This is a genomic window from Halomonas marinisediminis, assembly GCF_004347715.1.
GTDB classification, from domain to species: Bacteria; Pseudomonadota; Gammaproteobacteria; order Pseudomonadales; family Halomonadaceae; genus Halomonas; species Halomonas icarae.
Map to the genome: position 1 here is coordinate 276111 of NZ_SLTR01000002.1, position 15519 is coordinate 291629.

Sequence of the window (15519 nt, forward strand, 5' to 3'; positions counted from 1 at the left end):
TTCCGTCCCTCTGCACCGGCCCTAAAAAAGCAGTATGACACCGTGCGGGTGAGTACGGTGAGCAAGGGACAGAGATGAACACGACACACGCAACCCGTGGCCTGGCGACCTTCGCACTGGCCGCACTCCCCTTGGCTGTGCAGGCCGCTGACGCCCAGACCGCCGACACCGGCGAGACTCAGGTACTCAACCCCATGGTGGTCACTGCAGCTCTGGCGCCGCGTACCGCCGACGAGAGCCTCGCCTCGGTAACGCTGCTGGATGAGGTTACCCTGCGCCGCCAGGACCCCACCAGCCTGACCGATCTCTTCCGCGGCCAGCCGGGGGTGGACGTCAATACCAGCGGCAGTTTCGGCAAGGCTAGTAGCGTCTATATCCGCGGTACTTCGAATAACCAGAGCCTGTTGATGATCGATGGCATTCGCCTGCGCTCCGCGACACTTGGTGGCCCGGCGTGGCAATTCCTCGATCCGCGCATGTTCGAGCGTGCCGAGATTGTGCGCGGCCCCCGCGGTAGCCTCTATGGCGCCGATGCCATGGGTGGGGTGATTCAGCTGTTTACCCCCGAGGGAGAGGAGGGCGGGGCGACACCGCGCATCTCCTTCGGCGGCGGCTCCTTCGATACCCAGCGCTACAGCGCCAGCCTCTCCGGTGCCGAGGGTGGCACGCGATACCATTTCGCCGCCAGCCGCTTCGATACCGAGGGTGCACCGGTTCGACGCGACGGCGACGACAAGGGCTTCGACAATACCACCGGCCTGGCTCGACTCTCGCATACTTTCGAAAACGACGCCGAGGTGGGGGTGCTGGCGCTGCGGGCTCGTGGCAATACCGAGTTCGACAGCTTCGGTGCTCCAGCCGAGACAGACTTCGTCCAACAGGTGGCCGGTGTTTACGGCGAGATTCCTGTCAGCGAAACGTGGCGCAGCCGCCTGACGCTTAGCGAGGCGCGCGATGAGCAAGAGAATTTCTACGACTGGGGGAGGACGGTTTTCGATACCAAATCACGCACCGCCCGTTGGGAGAACACTTTTGGCTTGGGAGCGCATGAGCTTGTAGTAGGGGCTGAGTACTTGAAAGAATCAGTTACGACTTCTGATAATTATCTGGTGGAAAGTCGCGATAACGTCGCAGCCTTCACTCAAGGTCTGTTAGATTTTTCACCTTTTGCCATCCAGGCCAGCCTGCGTTATGACGACAACGAAGCCTATGGTAACGAGCTAACGGGTAGCCTGGCGCTGGGTTATGATTTCGATAACCATCATACCCTGCGTGCTAGCTATGGTACGGCCTTTAGGGCACCCACTTTCAATGACTTGTACTATCGGGACGAATGGGGAAGCGCTGGTGATCCCGGTTTGAAGGCAGAGACATCCAAAAGTTTTGAGCTCGGGATGAGAGGCCAATATCAACGTTATTTTTGGGATATAGCAGCTTATCAGACTGATGTAGATGATCTGATTCTATGGAAAGATCAAGGGAATTACATATCAGCTCCGGAGCAGGTTGACCGTGCTCGTATCCGTGGTGCCGAGCTTTCCATAGGGACCGAGATCGAGGACTGGACCCTGGCAACGGCGCTTACCTATACCGACCCTGAGGACCGCAGTACTGGTAATCGCCTGCCGCGACGTGCCAGCCAGAGTCTGCGCTTCGACGTCGATCGCGAAATGGGCGATTGGTCGCTGGGCGGGTCCTGGATCGCCCAGAACCATCGCTACGAGTATGACTATTTAACCGGTGAGCCCACGCGCCTGGATGGCTTTGGCCTGCTTAATCTGCGCGCCGGTTGGGAGTTTGCGCCGATGTGGTCGGCTCGCATGACTCTCGAGAATGCCCTGGACAAGGAGTACGAGACCGCGAAGGATTACATCAACGCCGGCCGTGCGGCCTTCCTGAGCGTGCACTTCGGACCGTGATAACGAGACGGCTTTCTCGGCTACTCCTGGCCGGCCTCGCGCTGCTGCCCCTGGCGGCGGCGCAGGCCCGGGCCGACATATGCGCGGTAGATGCCCTGGATCGCGAGGTGTGCCTGGAGCGGCCCGCCTCGCGCATCGCCGCGCTGTCACCGGGTGCCACCGAGCTCGCCTTCGCCGCCGGCGCGGGTGATCGGGTGGTGGCGGCAGTCGAGTACAGCGACTATCCGCCCGAGGCCCTCAAGATTCCTCGAGTCGGCAGTCATGGCCGCCTCGATCTGGAGCGCCTGCTGGCGCTCACCCCGGACCTGGTGATTGGCTGGGTCACCGGCAACCCCGCCGAGCAGCTCGAGCGCCTGGAGGCGTTGGGCATGGCGGTGTTCTATATCGAGCCACGCAACTTCGACGAAATAAGTGCCACGATCGAGCAGTTGGCCCGCTTCGCCGATACCCGGGAAGCGGGCGAGGCAGAGGCCGAGCAATTCCGCCGGGAGATGGCGGCACTGGCCGAGCGCCATGCCCAGGCCGAGCCGGTTTCTGTCTTCTACCAGGTGTGGGACCAGCCGCTGATGACCATCAACGACAGGCACTGGATCGGTCAGGTGATAGCACTATGCGGTGGCACCAATGTCTTCGGTGAGCTCGAGCGACTGGCGCCCCGTCTCGATGAGGAGGCGTTGCTGGCGGCGAACCCCGAGGTGATCCTCGCCGGTGGCAGAGGGGAGGATAACCGGGACTGGTTGGCACACTGGCGGGAATACCCGTCGCTCACGGCGGTTGCCCAGGACAACCTCTTCTTCGTGCCGCCCTCGCTGATCCAGCGTCCGACGCCCCGTCTCCTGGAAGGCGCCAGCATGGTCTGTGAACAGTTAGATCGGGCTCGGGCACGGCGTGAGGGGGAGCAGTGATCGCGCTGTTTCGCCCCCTGGGGGTGCTGACTCTCGCCGCACTGGCGGCGCTGGTGCTCTCCGTGGCGCTGGGTAGCGTAGCGCTGCCGCCTGGCGACGTTCTGGCGGCCCTGAGCGGGCGCGGCGAAGGGCTCGCGCGTACCCTGATCCTCGAGTTGCGCCTGCCCCGCTCGCTTGCCGCCTTTGCGGTGGGCGGGCTGCTCGCCGTGGCCGGGGCGCTGATGCAGGTGCTGCTGCGCAACCCTCTCGCCGACCCTTATGTGCTGGGGCTCTCCGGAGGGGCCGCGGTGGGGGCGCTGATGGCCATGCTGGCGGGCGTGGGAGGCCTGTTGATCTCGGGCTCCGCCTTCGTGGGAGCCCTGATCTCGACTCTGCTGGTGTTCGGCCTGGCCCATGGTCGTGGCGGCTGGACACCTTCACGGCTACTGCTGACCGGCGTGGTGGTGGCGGCCGGCTGGGGGGCGGTGATCACACTGATGCTCTCGGTCAGCCCCGTCGAACGCCTGCCCGGGATGCTCTACTGGCTAATGGGGGATCTCGCTCATGCCGGCTCACCCTGGCCGCTGTTGGCGCTGCTGCTGGGCGCCTGCCTGCTGGTGGTGCCCCTGGGGCGCCACCTCAATGTCCTGGCGCGGGGCCCCTTGCAGGCCGCCGCCCTGGGGGTGGCGGTGCGACGCCTGGAGTGGGGGCTCTATCTGACGGCAAGCCTGTTGACGGCGGCGGCGGTGACCGGTGCCGGCAGCATCGGCTTCGTCGGCCTGGTGGTGCCGCATATGCTGCGCCTGGCGCTGGGTAATGATCAGCGCCTGATCCTGCCCGCCTGTGCGCTGGCCGGGGGCACCCTGTTGCTGGTCGCCGATACCCTAGCCCGCACCGTGATCGCACCCGAGCAGCTGCCGGTGGGGGTGATCACCGCGCTGCTCGGCGTTCCCACCTTCCTCTACCTGCTCTATCGAGGCTCCTGATGGTCGATCCAGTGACACCGCCGCTGGTGGCCCGCCATCTGGTGATCGATGTGCCAGGACGCACCGACGGTGACGCCCTTGACCTCCGGGTCGAGCCGGGGCAGGTCTGGGGCGTGCTGGGGCCAAATGGTGCCGGCAAGACCACCCTGCTGCATACCCTGGCGGGGCTGCGCCCGCCTCGCGCCGGTGAGGTGCTTCTGGGGAAGGCGCCGCTTGCCTCGCTGCGTCGTCGTGAGGTGGCCAGGCGGCTGGGACTGGTGTTTCAGGAGCGCCACGACGGCTTTCCAGCCACGGTGCTAGAGACGGCGCTGATCGGCCGCCACCCTTGGCTTTCGCCCTGGCAGATGGAGGATGGCGAGGATCTCCGCCTGGCCGAGGCGGCACTAAAACGGCTCGATGTGGCCCATCTGGCCGAGCGCCTGGTGAGCACCCTTTCGGGGGGCGAGCGTCAGCGGCTGGCCATCGCCACGGTGCTGACCCAGGCACCGGCGATCTGGCTCGCCGATGAGCCCACCAACCACCTCGACCTGCATCATCAGACGGCGGTAATGGCCCTGCTCAACGAGCTGGCCGGTGAAGGGCGTGCGGTGATGATGTGCCTGCATGATCTCAACCTGGCCGCACGCTGGTGCGACCATCTGTTGCTGCTCTACCCGGATGGACAAGCGTGCTGGGGGCCGGCGCAGGAGATGCTGGTTCCCGAGGCGCTGGAGCGCCTCTACGGTCAGCGGCTGGCGAGTGCGGAGATCGATGGAGCCCCTGTCTTCGTACCGGCGCGCTGATTCGTTGGCGTTGGCGCCGAGGTATCTTGTTACAGTGTGACCCGGTCGATAAAGCGGCGGAAGTACATCTCCAGGCGCAGGGTGAGCGCCCAGCGGTGCTCGTAGTCCACATCGCGGGGGAAGTGCAGGGAGGGCGCGATGTCCAGAAAGGTGAAGCCCTTGTGGATATCGCGACGGAAGCGCAGCTGCAGATAGCTGTCCTCGATGGTGGTATGAGAGAGGCTCTCGCCCAGCACCACGGCGGAGTAGCGCAGTACACTGCGGCTGTTGATGCGCTGGTTCAGCTCGGCGGCCTGGCTGAACTCCAGGGTGTCGACCTCTTCGCGCCACTGGGCGTTACTGATGAAGCGAAGATGGCGCTTCTCATCTATCGGACGGCCGAGATCCCAGCGGGTACGCGCCGAGTAGCCGTCCTCGTTGAACCAGGAGAAACGGTTATCGCTATGCAGCTTCCAGGGTCCGTCATCCAGGGTCCAGAGCCGCTGGGTGGTGAGGCGGGCATAGGGGTCGAGGGGCAGGCGAACCTTGATGCCGGCGCCGATCTCGGTATCCCACTCCCGGGTCCTGTCGCCTTGCCCCAGGTGGCGTAGTCCCACCAGCACATCCTCGATGCTGTCGATACGATCATCGCTAAGCGACGACTCTTGCTCGCCGAGAGTGCCGCGCGTCTCGTCCGGCTCGCTCTCGATGATCAGGCGCAGTCGCTCCTCGGTGGTGGGCAGGTCGAGGCGGAAGCGAGCTCCCAGGTCATGATCGAACGCTTCGCCTTCCTTCCAGGCATTCTCCTGGCTGATGCGCAGGTAGGAGTCGGAGTCCACCGTCAGGGCGTCGGTGGTACCGAAGAATCTGTCGATGCTGCGCGAAGTACCGTCCACCCAGTCGGTCATGGTGGCATGGAAGGGGCCGATACGCTTCTCGGCCCATTCCGGGAGGTCGCTGTCATCATCGGGCTTCGGGGTATCGGCTTGTGCGGCCATGGTTAGGCAGGCCGTCAGGGCGATCAGCGCCTTCTTCATCTTGTTGATCTCGCGTCGGTTCCGTCTTGCGCAGAGTCTATCTGAACCAGCCCTTCATGACTTCGGTAATCTGCCGGATTTGTGCCTCCGAGGTGACATAGGCGGGCATGGTGTAGAGCCATCGGCCGATGGGGCGCAGCCAGATGCCCTGTTCACGCGCCCAGTCCGCTACGCCGTCCAGGGCGGCTGCGTCGTGAGTCTCAATCACCGCGGTGGCGCCGAGTACGCGTACATCCGCTACCGCCGGGTGCTCGGTCAGTCGCGTGTCCTCGAGCAGTTCCTGGCGCAGCACATCGCTGAGGAGAGCGATACGCCCCAGGTAGTCCTCCTCTTCGAACACCGCCAGGCTCTCCAGTGCTACCGCGCAGGCCAGCGGGTTGCCCATGAAGGTGGGGCCATGCATGAAGGCGTGTTCGGGCGAGTCGCCCACGAAGGTGTCATGCACCCGGGTGGTGGCCAGTGTCGCCGCATGGCCCAGATAGCCTCCCGTGAGCCCCTTCGACAGCACCATCATGTCCGGGGTGACGTCGGCGTGGTCGGCGGCGAACATTCGGCCGGTGCGACCGAAGCCCGTGGCCACTTCATCGAATATCAGCAGCACGTCGAACTCGTCGCATAGCTCTCGAGCCCCACGAAGGTAGTGGGGCGAGGTCATGTTCAGCCCGCCAGCGGCCTGCAGCAGTGGTTCCACCAGGAGGGCGGCGATCTCCTGGTGATGGCGTTCCAGTACGTTGCGCAGGGCGGCCAGGTCCGCCGCTACCGCTTCGGGGTCGGCATCGAAGGGGGCCTCTGGCGCCGGGGCGAAGTGATGGCGGGGGAGGTAGCCGGCGAACAGGGAGTGCATGCCCTCCTCGGGATCGCACACCGCCATGCAGCCTGCGGTGTCGCCGTGGTAGGCCTTCATCAGTGAGAGCATCCGGTGCTTACCGCTCCTGCCGCGCAGCTGATGGAACTGAATGGCCATCTTCATGGCCACCTCCATGCCTACCGAGCCGCTGTCGGAGAAGAACACATGGTTGAGCCCCCTGGGGGTGATGCGTACCAGCTCGCGTGCCAGGCGATCGGCGGGGTCGTGCGTCAGGCCCCCGAGCATCACATGACAGAGGGTATCGGCCTGCTGCTGGATGGCGCTTACCAGCCGCGGATGGCGATAGCCATGAATCATGCACCACCAGGAGCAGGTGGCGTCGAGCAGGGTCTCGCCGCTCTCCAGCCGGAAGCTCGGGCCTTCGCCGCCGACTACCTTGGGTGCCGGTTGCTGGGTCTTGAGATGGGCATAGGGGTGCCAGACGGGGGATGAGTCGAGTGAGCTAGACATCAGCAGGATCCAGGGCCGTTGAGGTCGGGAACGTTGTGAAGGGAAACGACAGACACGCGGAAACTCCGTACATCTCGTTGGAGATGACGGGGTGTTGGCGTTGGATGCTGGGGGGACTACTGGGGGAGAAGATGGTGCGGATGGGGAGACTTGAACTCCCACGCCCTGAGGCACCAGAACCTAAATCTGGCGTGTCTACCAATTCCACCACATCCGCACGGATAGGCTGGCGTGGTATTTTACGGACGCACACGGACAAGTCAATGATCATCGGGCAACTCCAGGTGGTCGGCAGCCGCCGCGGCCAGGGCCGGCGGGTCGCAGGCCGGCAGGTGCGGAACGACACCCAGGCAGGGGGCGTCCAGCGTTCTCGCCAGTGTTGCCAGGTTGTCGCGATAAAGACCTTCGTCGTTGCCGAATGCGGGGTCGACGAGGCTGCCGGCCCAGCCGGCCAGCCGCAGACCATCGGCGCGTATTGCCTCGGCCGTCAATCGTGCGTGACTGATACAGCCTAGCCGGAGGCCAACCACCAGAATCACCGGTAGCGCCAGCTGGGTTGCCAGGCCGGAGAGGTCCTCCCGGGCATTCAGCGGCACCCGCCAGCCACCGGCGCCCTCCAGCAGAGTGAGGTCCCGACCCAGGCCCAGCCCTTCGCGCATGCTCTCGCTCAAGGCGTCAAGCGTGAGCGTGACACCCGCATCTCGAGCGGCGAGGTGAGGCGCTATCGCCGGCGAAAAGGCGTGGGGATTGACCGTGGTATAGGGCACCGCGGGGTGGCTGCAGGCCTGTAATGCCAGGGCGTCGGTATTGCGCAGGCCCGCATCGGTGGGCTCACTGCCTGAGGCGACGGGCTTGAGGCCCAGGGTCGTTAGTCCCTTGCGGCGTGCCAGGGCCAGCAAGCCAGACGTGACCAGGGTCTTGCCGGCGTCGGTATCCGTGCCGGTGACAAGGTAGGCGGCCATATTAGCGTTCGAGCTCCAGCGTCAGTAGGTGATAGGTGACGGGCAGCCCCTCGGGTTCACGCAGGGCTTCGAACCGTTGTGAGGCGTGAACAAGGTCGGCCCGGGTCAAATGGCCCCTGGGGCGTGAGGCCTGGGCACCGATGCCCTTGATGGAGGCCATTACCGCGGTCATGTCGGGATAATGGAATCTTGGCCGACTTACCTCGACCGCGACGCGACGAAAACCCGCCAGGCAGGCGGCCTTGCGATAGTGTTCGGGGCTGCGAAAGTCGAGCAGGGCGGCGTGACGACCGGGCCGCTTCCAGGCGAAGCCCACTTCGCACAGGGTCTCGGGGCCGAGGGTGTTGATCAGGGCGCGACCGCCGGGGCGCAGCGTACGATACAGCTCGGCCATCACGGCGTCGAGGTCGGGGCACCATTGGAGGGCCAGGTTGGAGAACACCAGCTCCAGGCTGGCATCGGGCAGTGGTAGTGCGCCGGCATCAGCGCAGACCCAGTGCACCTTGTCGCCTCGCTCTCGTTGGGCGACTTCCAGCATTCCCGGGGCGATATCGAGGCCAATGACGCGGGCGTCGGGTGCATAATCATCGGCCAGTCGCTGGCTCCAGCTACCCGGGCCGCACCCGAGATCGAGGATTTGCATCGCTCCCCGGGGGAGCCTGGCCCAGAGAGTTTCGCCCATGTCCTGCTGTGCCGCCGCCAGGCGCTCGTAGTCATCGGCGGCGCGTGAAAAGGCATGGGATACACGCTGTTGCCAGCCGCCGGATGCCACCGTGGGAGTCAAGTCTGGTGAATTCATGGCTGGTGAATTCATGGCAGCACCTCGAGATTGGCCGCGCTCCTACTCCCAAGGCACTCCCGGGAGAGTTCAATCAGAGTCGTCACCAGGGTGGCTGGGCGTGACAGCATGGGGCAGTGGCCGGCCCCGTCGATGGTGCGATCGGCATCTTGCCGTCGTGTCGCGGGCAGCAGTGGGTCGTCGGTTCCAGACAGGAGGCGCATCGGGCAGGGTGGCTCGGCCAGGGGGCGACTGTTGTCAAGCTCGGCAAGCCATTGCAGCCCGGCGGCAAGGCTAGTCAAATCGGGGGGAGGGCCCTCCCCGAGCAGGTCGAGAAGGTGTCGGTATGCGTCCCGGGGAGACGCCTCTCCGCGCAGCATCCAGCGTCGAAAATGTGCCAGGGTCGCGTTCGGGTCTCGAGCGAAGGCACGGCGGAAGCGGCCAAGCTCCTGCTGTGTCACCCCCTCTGGGTGGCAAAAGCGTGGGCCCATGCCGATCTGGATCAGCCCCCGGGGCGGGGGAAGCGCAGTCGACGCAAGGCCGAGCAGGGTGGTTGCCAGCATCCCGCCCAGGGACCAGCCAACCCAGACGGCGTCTCGGGGGAGGTCGTCGATAAACGCCCCGGCAAGGGCTTCGAGGTCTGCAGGGTGCTCAAGGGCCGGCTGGGCCCCGTAGCCTGGCCAGTCTGGCGTCTCGATGGTGACCCCGGCCGGCCATATGGGCGCCAGGGGCTGCCAGACTCGCGCATCGATACCCCAGCCGGAAAGTAGCACCAGACGGATCATGCCAGGGGCTCCCCATTGGCCATGAGGCTCCTCTCCTGGCATTCGGCCAGGGCATCGATCAGGGCGTCTATATCATCGTCGGCATGGGCGGCGGAGAGGGTAATACGCAACCGAGCCTTCCCGCGTGGCACGGTCGGCTCGCGAATGGCGCCGACATTGATGCCACGCTCGGCGAGCCGTGTGGCCCAGGCCATGGTCGTTGTGTTGTCGCCGAGCACGATTGGCTGAATCGGTGTGGCGCTGGCCATCAGCGGTAGCCCGAGCTCGCTTGCTGCCGCGCGGAAGCGGGCAATCAGGGCATGCAGACGCGCGCGCCGTTCCGGCTCTTCAGCAAGGATATCCAGGGCTGCCAGGGTGGCGGCTGCCACCCCGGGTGGTTGAGCCGTTGTGTAGATGTAGGGGCGCGCGAATTGGATCAGATGCTCGATCAGTGCCTCGCTCCCCGCGACGAAGGCCCCGGCGGTGCCAAGCCCCTTGCCCAGGGTGCCGACCAGCGCGGCTACCTCATCGACGCCGTAGTTGCGGCCCACGCAGCCGTCGCCTCGCTCGCCCAGCACGCCCATGCCGTGGGCATCGTCGATCATCAGCCAGGCAGCGTGACGACGAGCGGTGGCCGCCAGGCCGGGAATATCGGCCACGTCGCCATCCATGCTGAAGACACCGTCGCTCACCACCAGCCTGGGGTGGTCTGCCGGGCTGCGCGCCAGTAGTCGCTCGAGGTCGGAGAGGTCGGCATGGTGGAAACGACGCGAACAGGCGCCGGCCAGCCTGGCGCCATCCAGCAGTGAGGCGTGGTTGAGGCGGTCCTGAAAGACCCGGGTATGCGGGTCACAGAGCGCCTGAATCACACCCAGGTTGGCCATGTAGCCGGTGGAAAAGAGCAGCGCTCGGGAGCGGCCGGTGAGCTCGGCGATACGACTCTCCAGGGTCTCGTGAACCGCCAGGTGGCCGTTGACCATGTGCGAGGCTCGGGCCCCGCCTCCGTAATGCCGTGCTCCCTCGGCCATGGCCTCGGCCAGGCGCGGGTCCCGAGAGAGGCCCAGGTAGTCATTGCCGGCAAAGTCACGCAGCCGGCTCGCCGGCTGACGTGTCGCGCGGTGTCGCCACAGACCGCTAACGCGGCACGCGCGGGCGCGTTCGGAAAGACGGCTTGGCCAGTCGTGCTGGGTCATGGCTCAACGCTTGTCGCATCGTAGGCCAACTCGCCGACCCGAGCGGCGGCCTGCTGTGCCGACTGCTGGACAAGGTCGGCTTCAACGCTTGCCTGGATCCAGTCGTCGTCGGCGCAGGTTTCCCTGCGCTCCGGATGCAGGCCGAGCCGGGAGAACAGGGCCCTGTCGCGCTCCGCCTGGGGATTGGCGGTGGTCAGAAGTCGATCACCATAGAAGATGGAGTTGGCGCCGGCCAGGAAGGCCAGGGCCTGGGTCGAGTCATCCATCTGCTCGCGTCCGGCGGAGAGGCGCACATGGCTCTGCGGCATCAGGATGCGCGCCACGGCGATGGCTCGAATGAACTCGATGGGGTCGAGATCCTCGACATCTTCCAGAGGGGTGCCGGGGACCTTGATCAACATGTTGATCGGCACCGACTCCGGATGCGGCTCAAGGCGTACCAGCTGCTGGAGCAGGGCGGCTCGGTCGCGGGGAGCCTCACCCATGCCCAGAATCCCCCCCGAGCAGACCTTCATGCCTGCCTCACGGACCTGGGCGAGCGTATCCAGACGCTCTGCATAGGTTCGCGTGGTGATGATCTCCCCGTAGTAGTCGGGAGAGGTATCGAGGTTATGGTTGTAGTAGTCGAGCCCTGCACGGGCGAGCCGCGCGGCCTGGTCGCCATCGATCATTCCCAGGGTCATGCAGGTCTCGAGCCCCAGCGCCTTGACCCGGCGGACCATCTCCAGCACCACCTCGAGATCCTTGTCACGCGGGCTCTTCCAGGCCGCCCCCATGCAGAAGCGACTGGCCCCGGCGGCCTTTGCCGCCTGGGCCTCCTCCACGACCCTCTCGATCTCCAACAGCTTCTCCTTGCCAAGGCCGGTGTTGTAATGGCCGGACTGGGGGCAGTACTTGCAGTCCTCGGGGCAGGCGCCGGTCTTGATCGAGAGCAGGGTGGAGACCTGAACGGCGTTGGGGTCGAAGTGGGCGCGATGCACCTGCTGGGCACGATAGAGCAGGTCATTGAAGGGCAGTGCGAACAGCGCCTCGATCTCATCGAGACGCCAGTCGTGGCGCATCTCGGCCGGTGCGGCTAGGGTCTGGGAATCGGCTGTACAGGCTTGCGACGCTTGAGACATGGGGGGAGACGCCTATGGTCAACTTGGTTCGTAGAGAAAAGTTGACGAACAGCTTACGGGCCGGGTTCGAGATGTCAACCAGAATAAAACTTATGGTTGACAGAGCCCTGCGCCGCGCCCTGCCTGGCCGCTGTGCCTTCTGCCTGGCCCCAACTCTCGATGATCGCCCCTGGTGTCGCGACTGCTTCGAGACACTGCCCTGGAACCTGGCCGCCTGTCCTGTCTGCGCCGAGCCGCAGCCGGTGGCAAGTCAGGGGCGCCGGTGTGGTACTTGCCTGCGACGCGCTCCTGCCTTCGTGCGTGCTCGGGTACCACTGCGCTATAGCGAGGAGGTGGTCTGGCTGGTGCGGCGCTTCAAGTTTCGGGCCTCGCCGAGGGCAGGGATGGTGCTGCTGGCGTTGCTGGAGGCGTCGCTCACCGAGGAGGCGCGGGCCTGGCCCCAGGCACTGGTACCAGTGCCGCTGCATGCCAGCCGTGCCCGTGACCGAGGTTTCGATCAGGCTGAATGGCTGGCGAAGCGCCTGGCCCTGCGACTGAGGGTACCGTTGCATCATGGCACTCGTCTGCGTGATACGCCCAGTCAGCGTGGACTCGATCGCCAACAGCGCCGGACCAACCTGCGGCGCGGATTTAGCGTGGTGGAGCCTCTGCCATCTCGAGTGGTGTTGCTCGACGATGTCATGACCACCGGGGCGACCCTGGAGGCGCTGGCCCTGGCCTGCCTGGCCGCCGGGGCCGAGGAGGTCGAGGCCTGGGCGATAGCCCGCACGCCGCTGGGGGGAAACATGAGTCAGGCCTGGTAGAGTAGGGGTTTTCTGGAGGATGGACCATGGACGCCGATCATCACCCCTTCTCCACGCTGTCGCCGGCTCGGGTCGTGGCGGCCATCGAGTCGCTGGGGTTCTGGCTGCCCGGTGAGCCCTTTGCGCTGAACAGCTACGAGAACCGAGTCTACCTGGTTCATGATGACGAGCGTCGTCGCTGGGTGGCGAAGTTCTATCGACCAGAGCGCTGGAGCGACGCGTGCATTCAGGAAGAGCACGACTTCCTCGCCGAACTCGCGTCAGCAGGCGTGGCGGTGGCCGCACCGTGGCGTGATGAGGATGGCCGCAGCCTGCTGCATGCCGAAGGGTTTCGCTTTGCGCTCTTTCCACAGCACCCCGGCCAGGCCCCGGAGCTGGAGAATCCCGACCATCTGTTTGCCCTGGGCGAGCTGATCGGCAGCGTGCATTCCGTGGGGGAGCGTGCCTCCTTCAGGCAGCGAGGTGTGTTGGACCTGGATGCGATGGTGATCGATGCCCGCGAGCGGGTGCTCGCCGGCCCCTGGCTGGACCAACGACAGCGCCAGGCCTATGAGCGGGTCACGGCGGCACTGCACGAGGCGCTGGTGGAATATCGCTGGAGCCCGGAGCGGCAGATTCGGGTCCACGGTGACTGCCATATCGGGAATATCCTGGGCCGCGACGACCACTTCGCGCTGGTGGACTTCGACGACTGCCTGATGGCCCCGGCAGTGCAGGACCTGTGGATGCTGATCACCGCACAGTCGCCCGAAGAGCGGCATATGCAGCTCTCGGAAGTGATCGAAGGCTATGAGCAGCGGCGTGAGTTCGATCGCCGTGAACTGGCTCTGAGCGAGCCATTACGGACCCTGCGGCTGCTGCGCTACAGCGCCTGGCTGGTATCACGCTGGGAGGATCCGGCCTTTCCGGCGGCCTTCCCCTGGGTGGCCGATAACGGCTACTGGGAGTCGCATATCAGAACGCTGGAGCAGCAGCGCCTGGCGCTGGATAGCGCGCCGCGCTGGCTGGCATAAGGGCAAGGGCCTGGTCCTGTCGCAGGACGACAAGGCCAGGCCCTTGCAAAACCAGGCCCTTGCAAAAAGTAGTGCAGGTCAGGGTTACGAGTCGTCGGGATCGGGCTGATCGGCGGGGATCGGGTTGGCGACACCGCTGCCTTCGGCCTGACGCCGTTCGATATTGAGCTGTTCTGAAGGGTTCTCCTGCTCCTCGATGGCCAGGTCGCTGGCCAGCTGGAGTTCGAAACCGTGCTCCGGAGAGAGCTCGCAGCGGCCATCCTGACAGGCGTCGATGCCGAACTTGCCGTCGCTGCCGTAGGCCGCCGCGGAGATCTCGCCGCTGTAGATATGGCTGTCGCTGCCTTCGGTGTCGATACAGGTGACGCTGGAGGTGGTGATGCGGATGCGCTCACCATCGAGCTGCGCGTCGCCGACCATCACGCAGTAATCGGGCACCTGGTGGCTCCCGCTGCCGTTGGCCACCGGCCGCAGCAGGACGTCGTCATGGCGGGGTGTGTCGGGGTCGAGGCTCAATGACTCGACAACCTGCACTTCCAGGCGAGCATCGGCAGGCAGTTCCAGGGTGGCGGCGAAGGCCAGGGAGGGGGCCAGCAGCAGGCCCAGCAGCAGGGATGTCTTGGTCATGTCGGGCTCTCGCGGAAAGGTCTGCACAGCATGAAAACCTGCATACTATCACAGCCTGATGCATCGACTCATCGACCTTGTCGGGGTGCGGCAGCATGTCGCGAGTCGAGCAGGGGACAGGGACAGCGAGAAAGTGGCGGCGAAGTGCCGAACCAGGAGGGCGGACTGATAGACTATAGGCTCGGGATGTTAGAATCTTGTACATTTTGAAGATTCTGTATATATATTGCATATGAAACGCGGCAACCAGCGACGACTTGACGGAGCCCCCCATGACAGAAGAGCTCGCCAACCACTATCGGCAGATTATCCTTGCGCTAGGCGAGGACCCCGAACGGGAAGGGCTGCGTGATACGCCAAAGCGGGCCGCCAAGGCCATGCAGTTTCTCAACCACGGCTATCTCCAGTCGCTGGAGGAGATCGTCAATGGCGCGGTCTTCGAGTCGGAAACCGACGAGATGGTGCTGGTCAAGGACATCGAGCTCTACTCCATGTGCGAGCACCACCTGCTGCCCTTTATCGGCAAGTGCCATATCGCCTATCTGCCCAATGGCAAGGTGCTGGGCCTCTCCAAGTTTGCGCGTATCGTCGACATGTTTGCTCGGCGCATGCAGATCCAGGAGAGCCTCACCCGGCAGATCGCCGAGGCCGTGCAGGAAGTAACCGGCGCCCGGGGCGTGGCGGTGGTAGTCGAGGCCCGCCACCTGTGCATGATGATGCGTGGCGTCGAGAAGCAGAACTCCAGCATGACCTCTTCGGTGATGCTCGGTGGCTTTCGAGAGAATCAGGCGACCCGCCAGGAGTTTCTGACCCTGATCAACGGGCGCTGAATCGATCCAGGCGCACGACACGGATGTAATTCACAGGTGCACTTATTGAGGAGAGTCGGCCATGCCGCTGCACGCCATCGATGACCAGCACTTCGATCACGGTCTGGCGACCATTCGCATCAAGAACCTTCGCCTGCGCACGCATATCGGCATCAAGGAGGAGGAGATTGCCAACCGCCAGGATGTGGTGATCAATGCGGTAATTCGCTATCGCGCCGACAAGGCAGTGGCGTTCAACCATATCGAGCAGGCGTTGAACTACCGCACCATCACCAAGCAGGTGATCGCCCACGTCGAGGAGAACCGCTTCCTGCTGCTCGAGCGCATGACCCGCGAGGTACTCGACCTGATCATGTCCCACGAACAGGTGCTGACGGCCCAGGTCGAGATCGACAAGCCCCATGCCCTGCGCTTCGCCGACTCGGTTTCCATCACCCTGTCCGAGAGCCGCAAGCCGCGTTGATCTTACCGTGGGAATAAGGTGGCCCCGTCACTTGGAGTGTCGGGGCTTTTGCGCTTAGCA

General features: G+C 64.8%; 16 protein-coding genes and 1 tRNA gene. 8 read left to right on the forward strand and 9 right to left on the reverse strand.

Going from position 1 to position 15519, the window contains the following annotated elements; translation table 11 throughout:
- The first annotated feature begins 74 nt into the window (after window positions 1-74).
- The 4 genes from E0702_RS03065 to E0702_RS03080 are packed head-to-tail and all read left to right on the forward strand — an operon-like array spanning window position 75 to window position 4571.
- Window positions 75-1919 carry a TonB-dependent receptor domain-containing protein gene (locus E0702_RS03065; RefSeq protein ID WP_132041481.1) on the forward strand — a complete coding sequence of 615 codons (1845 nt, stop codon included), beginning with the start codon at window positions 75-77 and terminating at the stop codon, window positions 1917-1919.
- On the forward strand, window positions 1916-2824 hold the full coding sequence (locus E0702_RS03070; protein WP_205741865.1) for a cobalamin-binding protein: 909 nt from the start codon (window positions 1916-1918) through the stop codon (window positions 2822-2824). The genes E0702_RS03065 and E0702_RS03070 overlap by 4 nt, the downstream gene beginning before the upstream one ends.
- A complete protein-coding gene (locus tag E0702_RS03075; protein ID WP_132041482.1) occupies window positions 2821-3789 on the forward strand; it encodes a FecCD family ABC transporter permease in 969 nt (322 codons plus the stop codon). Before E0702_RS03070 ends, E0702_RS03075 begins: the two co-directional genes overlap by 4 nt.
- Window positions 3789-4571: an ABC transporter ATP-binding protein gene (locus E0702_RS03080; protein ID WP_132041483.1), complete on the forward strand. Its 783-nt coding sequence runs from the start codon at window positions 3789-3791 to the stop codon at window positions 4569-4571. Before E0702_RS03075 ends, E0702_RS03080 begins: the two co-directional genes overlap by 1 nt.
- Before the next feature lie 29 nt (window positions 4572-4600).
- Here E0702_RS03080 and E0702_RS03085 read toward each other — a convergent pair whose 3' ends face one another.
- The 8 genes from E0702_RS03085 to bioB all read right to left on the reverse strand — a co-directional run bounded on the left by E0702_RS03085 (window position 4601) and on the right by bioB (window position 11723).
- Window positions 4601-5587, reverse strand: coding sequence for a hypothetical protein (locus E0702_RS03085; protein WP_240721655.1), 987 nt, complete (start codon window positions 5585-5587; stop codon window positions 4601-4603).
- A 37-nt stretch (window positions 5588-5624) separates the two neighbouring features.
- Window positions 5625-6905: an adenosylmethionine--8-amino-7-oxononanoate transaminase gene (gene bioA, locus E0702_RS03090; protein WP_132041484.1), complete on the reverse strand. Its 1281-nt coding sequence runs from the start codon at window positions 6903-6905 to the stop codon at window positions 5625-5627.
- A gap of 132 nt (window positions 6906-7037) precedes the next feature.
- Window positions 7038-7122: transfer RNA gene (locus tag E0702_RS03095), tRNA-Leu, on the reverse strand.
- A 43-nt stretch (window positions 7123-7165) separates the two neighbouring features.
- The gene (bioD, locus tag E0702_RS03100) at window positions 7166-7867 is read right to left on the reverse strand and encodes a dethiobiotin synthase (protein ID WP_132041485.1); all 702 of its coding nucleotides are present in this window, start codon (window positions 7865-7867) and stop codon (window positions 7166-7168) included.
- A 1-nt stretch (window position 7868) separates the two neighbouring features.
- Window positions 7869-8666: a malonyl-ACP O-methyltransferase BioC gene (bioC, locus tag E0702_RS03105; protein ID WP_240721656.1), complete on the reverse strand. Its 798-nt coding sequence runs from the start codon at window positions 8664-8666 to the stop codon at window positions 7869-7871.
- Window positions 8667-8677: 11 nt separating this feature from the next.
- The gene (locus tag E0702_RS03110) at window positions 8678-9430 is read right to left on the reverse strand and encodes an alpha/beta fold hydrolase (protein ID WP_132041487.1); all 753 of its coding nucleotides are present in this window, start codon (window positions 9428-9430) and stop codon (window positions 8678-8680) included.
- Window positions 9427-10602: an 8-amino-7-oxononanoate synthase gene (bioF, locus tag E0702_RS03115; RefSeq protein WP_132041488.1), complete on the reverse strand. Its 1176-nt coding sequence runs from the start codon at window positions 10600-10602 to the stop codon at window positions 9427-9429. Before bioF ends, E0702_RS03110 begins: the two co-directional genes overlap by 4 nt.
- Complete coding sequence (bioB, locus tag E0702_RS03120) at window positions 10599-11723, reverse strand: biotin synthase BioB (protein ID WP_132041489.1); 1125 nt, start codon at window positions 11721-11723, stop codon at window positions 10599-10601. Before bioB ends, bioF begins: the two co-directional genes overlap by 4 nt.
- 92 nt (window positions 11724-11815) lie before the next feature.
- Here bioB and E0702_RS03125 point away from each other — a divergent pair, with 92 nt between their 5' ends.
- Both E0702_RS03125 and E0702_RS03130 read left to right on the forward strand, forming a co-directional pair.
- Window positions 11816-12526 (forward strand): ComF family protein, encoded by a 711-nt coding sequence (locus E0702_RS03125; RefSeq protein WP_237561899.1) that lies wholly within the window; start codon window positions 11816-11818, stop codon window positions 12524-12526.
- A gap of 26 nt (window positions 12527-12552) precedes the next feature.
- A complete protein-coding gene (locus tag E0702_RS03130) occupies window positions 12553-13539 on the forward strand; it encodes a serine/threonine protein kinase (protein WP_132041490.1) in 987 nt (328 codons plus the stop codon).
- Window positions 13540-13623: 84 nt separating this feature from the next.
- On the opposite strand, the gene E0702_RS03135 is transcribed toward E0702_RS03130, so the two are convergent.
- A complete protein-coding gene (locus E0702_RS03135; RefSeq protein ID WP_132041491.1) occupies window positions 13624-14166 on the reverse strand; it encodes a hypothetical protein in 543 nt (180 codons plus the stop codon).
- A 272-nt stretch (window positions 14167-14438) separates the two neighbouring features.
- Here E0702_RS03135 and folE point away from each other — a divergent pair, with 272 nt between their 5' ends.
- Both folE and folX read left to right on the forward strand, forming a co-directional pair.
- Complete coding sequence (folE, locus tag E0702_RS03140; protein ID WP_132041492.1) at window positions 14439-14996, forward strand: GTP cyclohydrolase I FolE; 558 nt, start codon at window positions 14439-14441, stop codon at window positions 14994-14996.
- A 61-nt stretch (window positions 14997-15057) separates the two neighbouring features.
- Window positions 15058-15459, forward strand: a complete 402-nt coding sequence (gene folX, locus E0702_RS03145) for a dihydroneopterin triphosphate 2'-epimerase (protein ID WP_132041493.1) — start codon at window positions 15058-15060, stop codon at window positions 15457-15459.
- The last annotated feature ends 60 nt before the right edge of the window (window positions 15460-15519 follow it).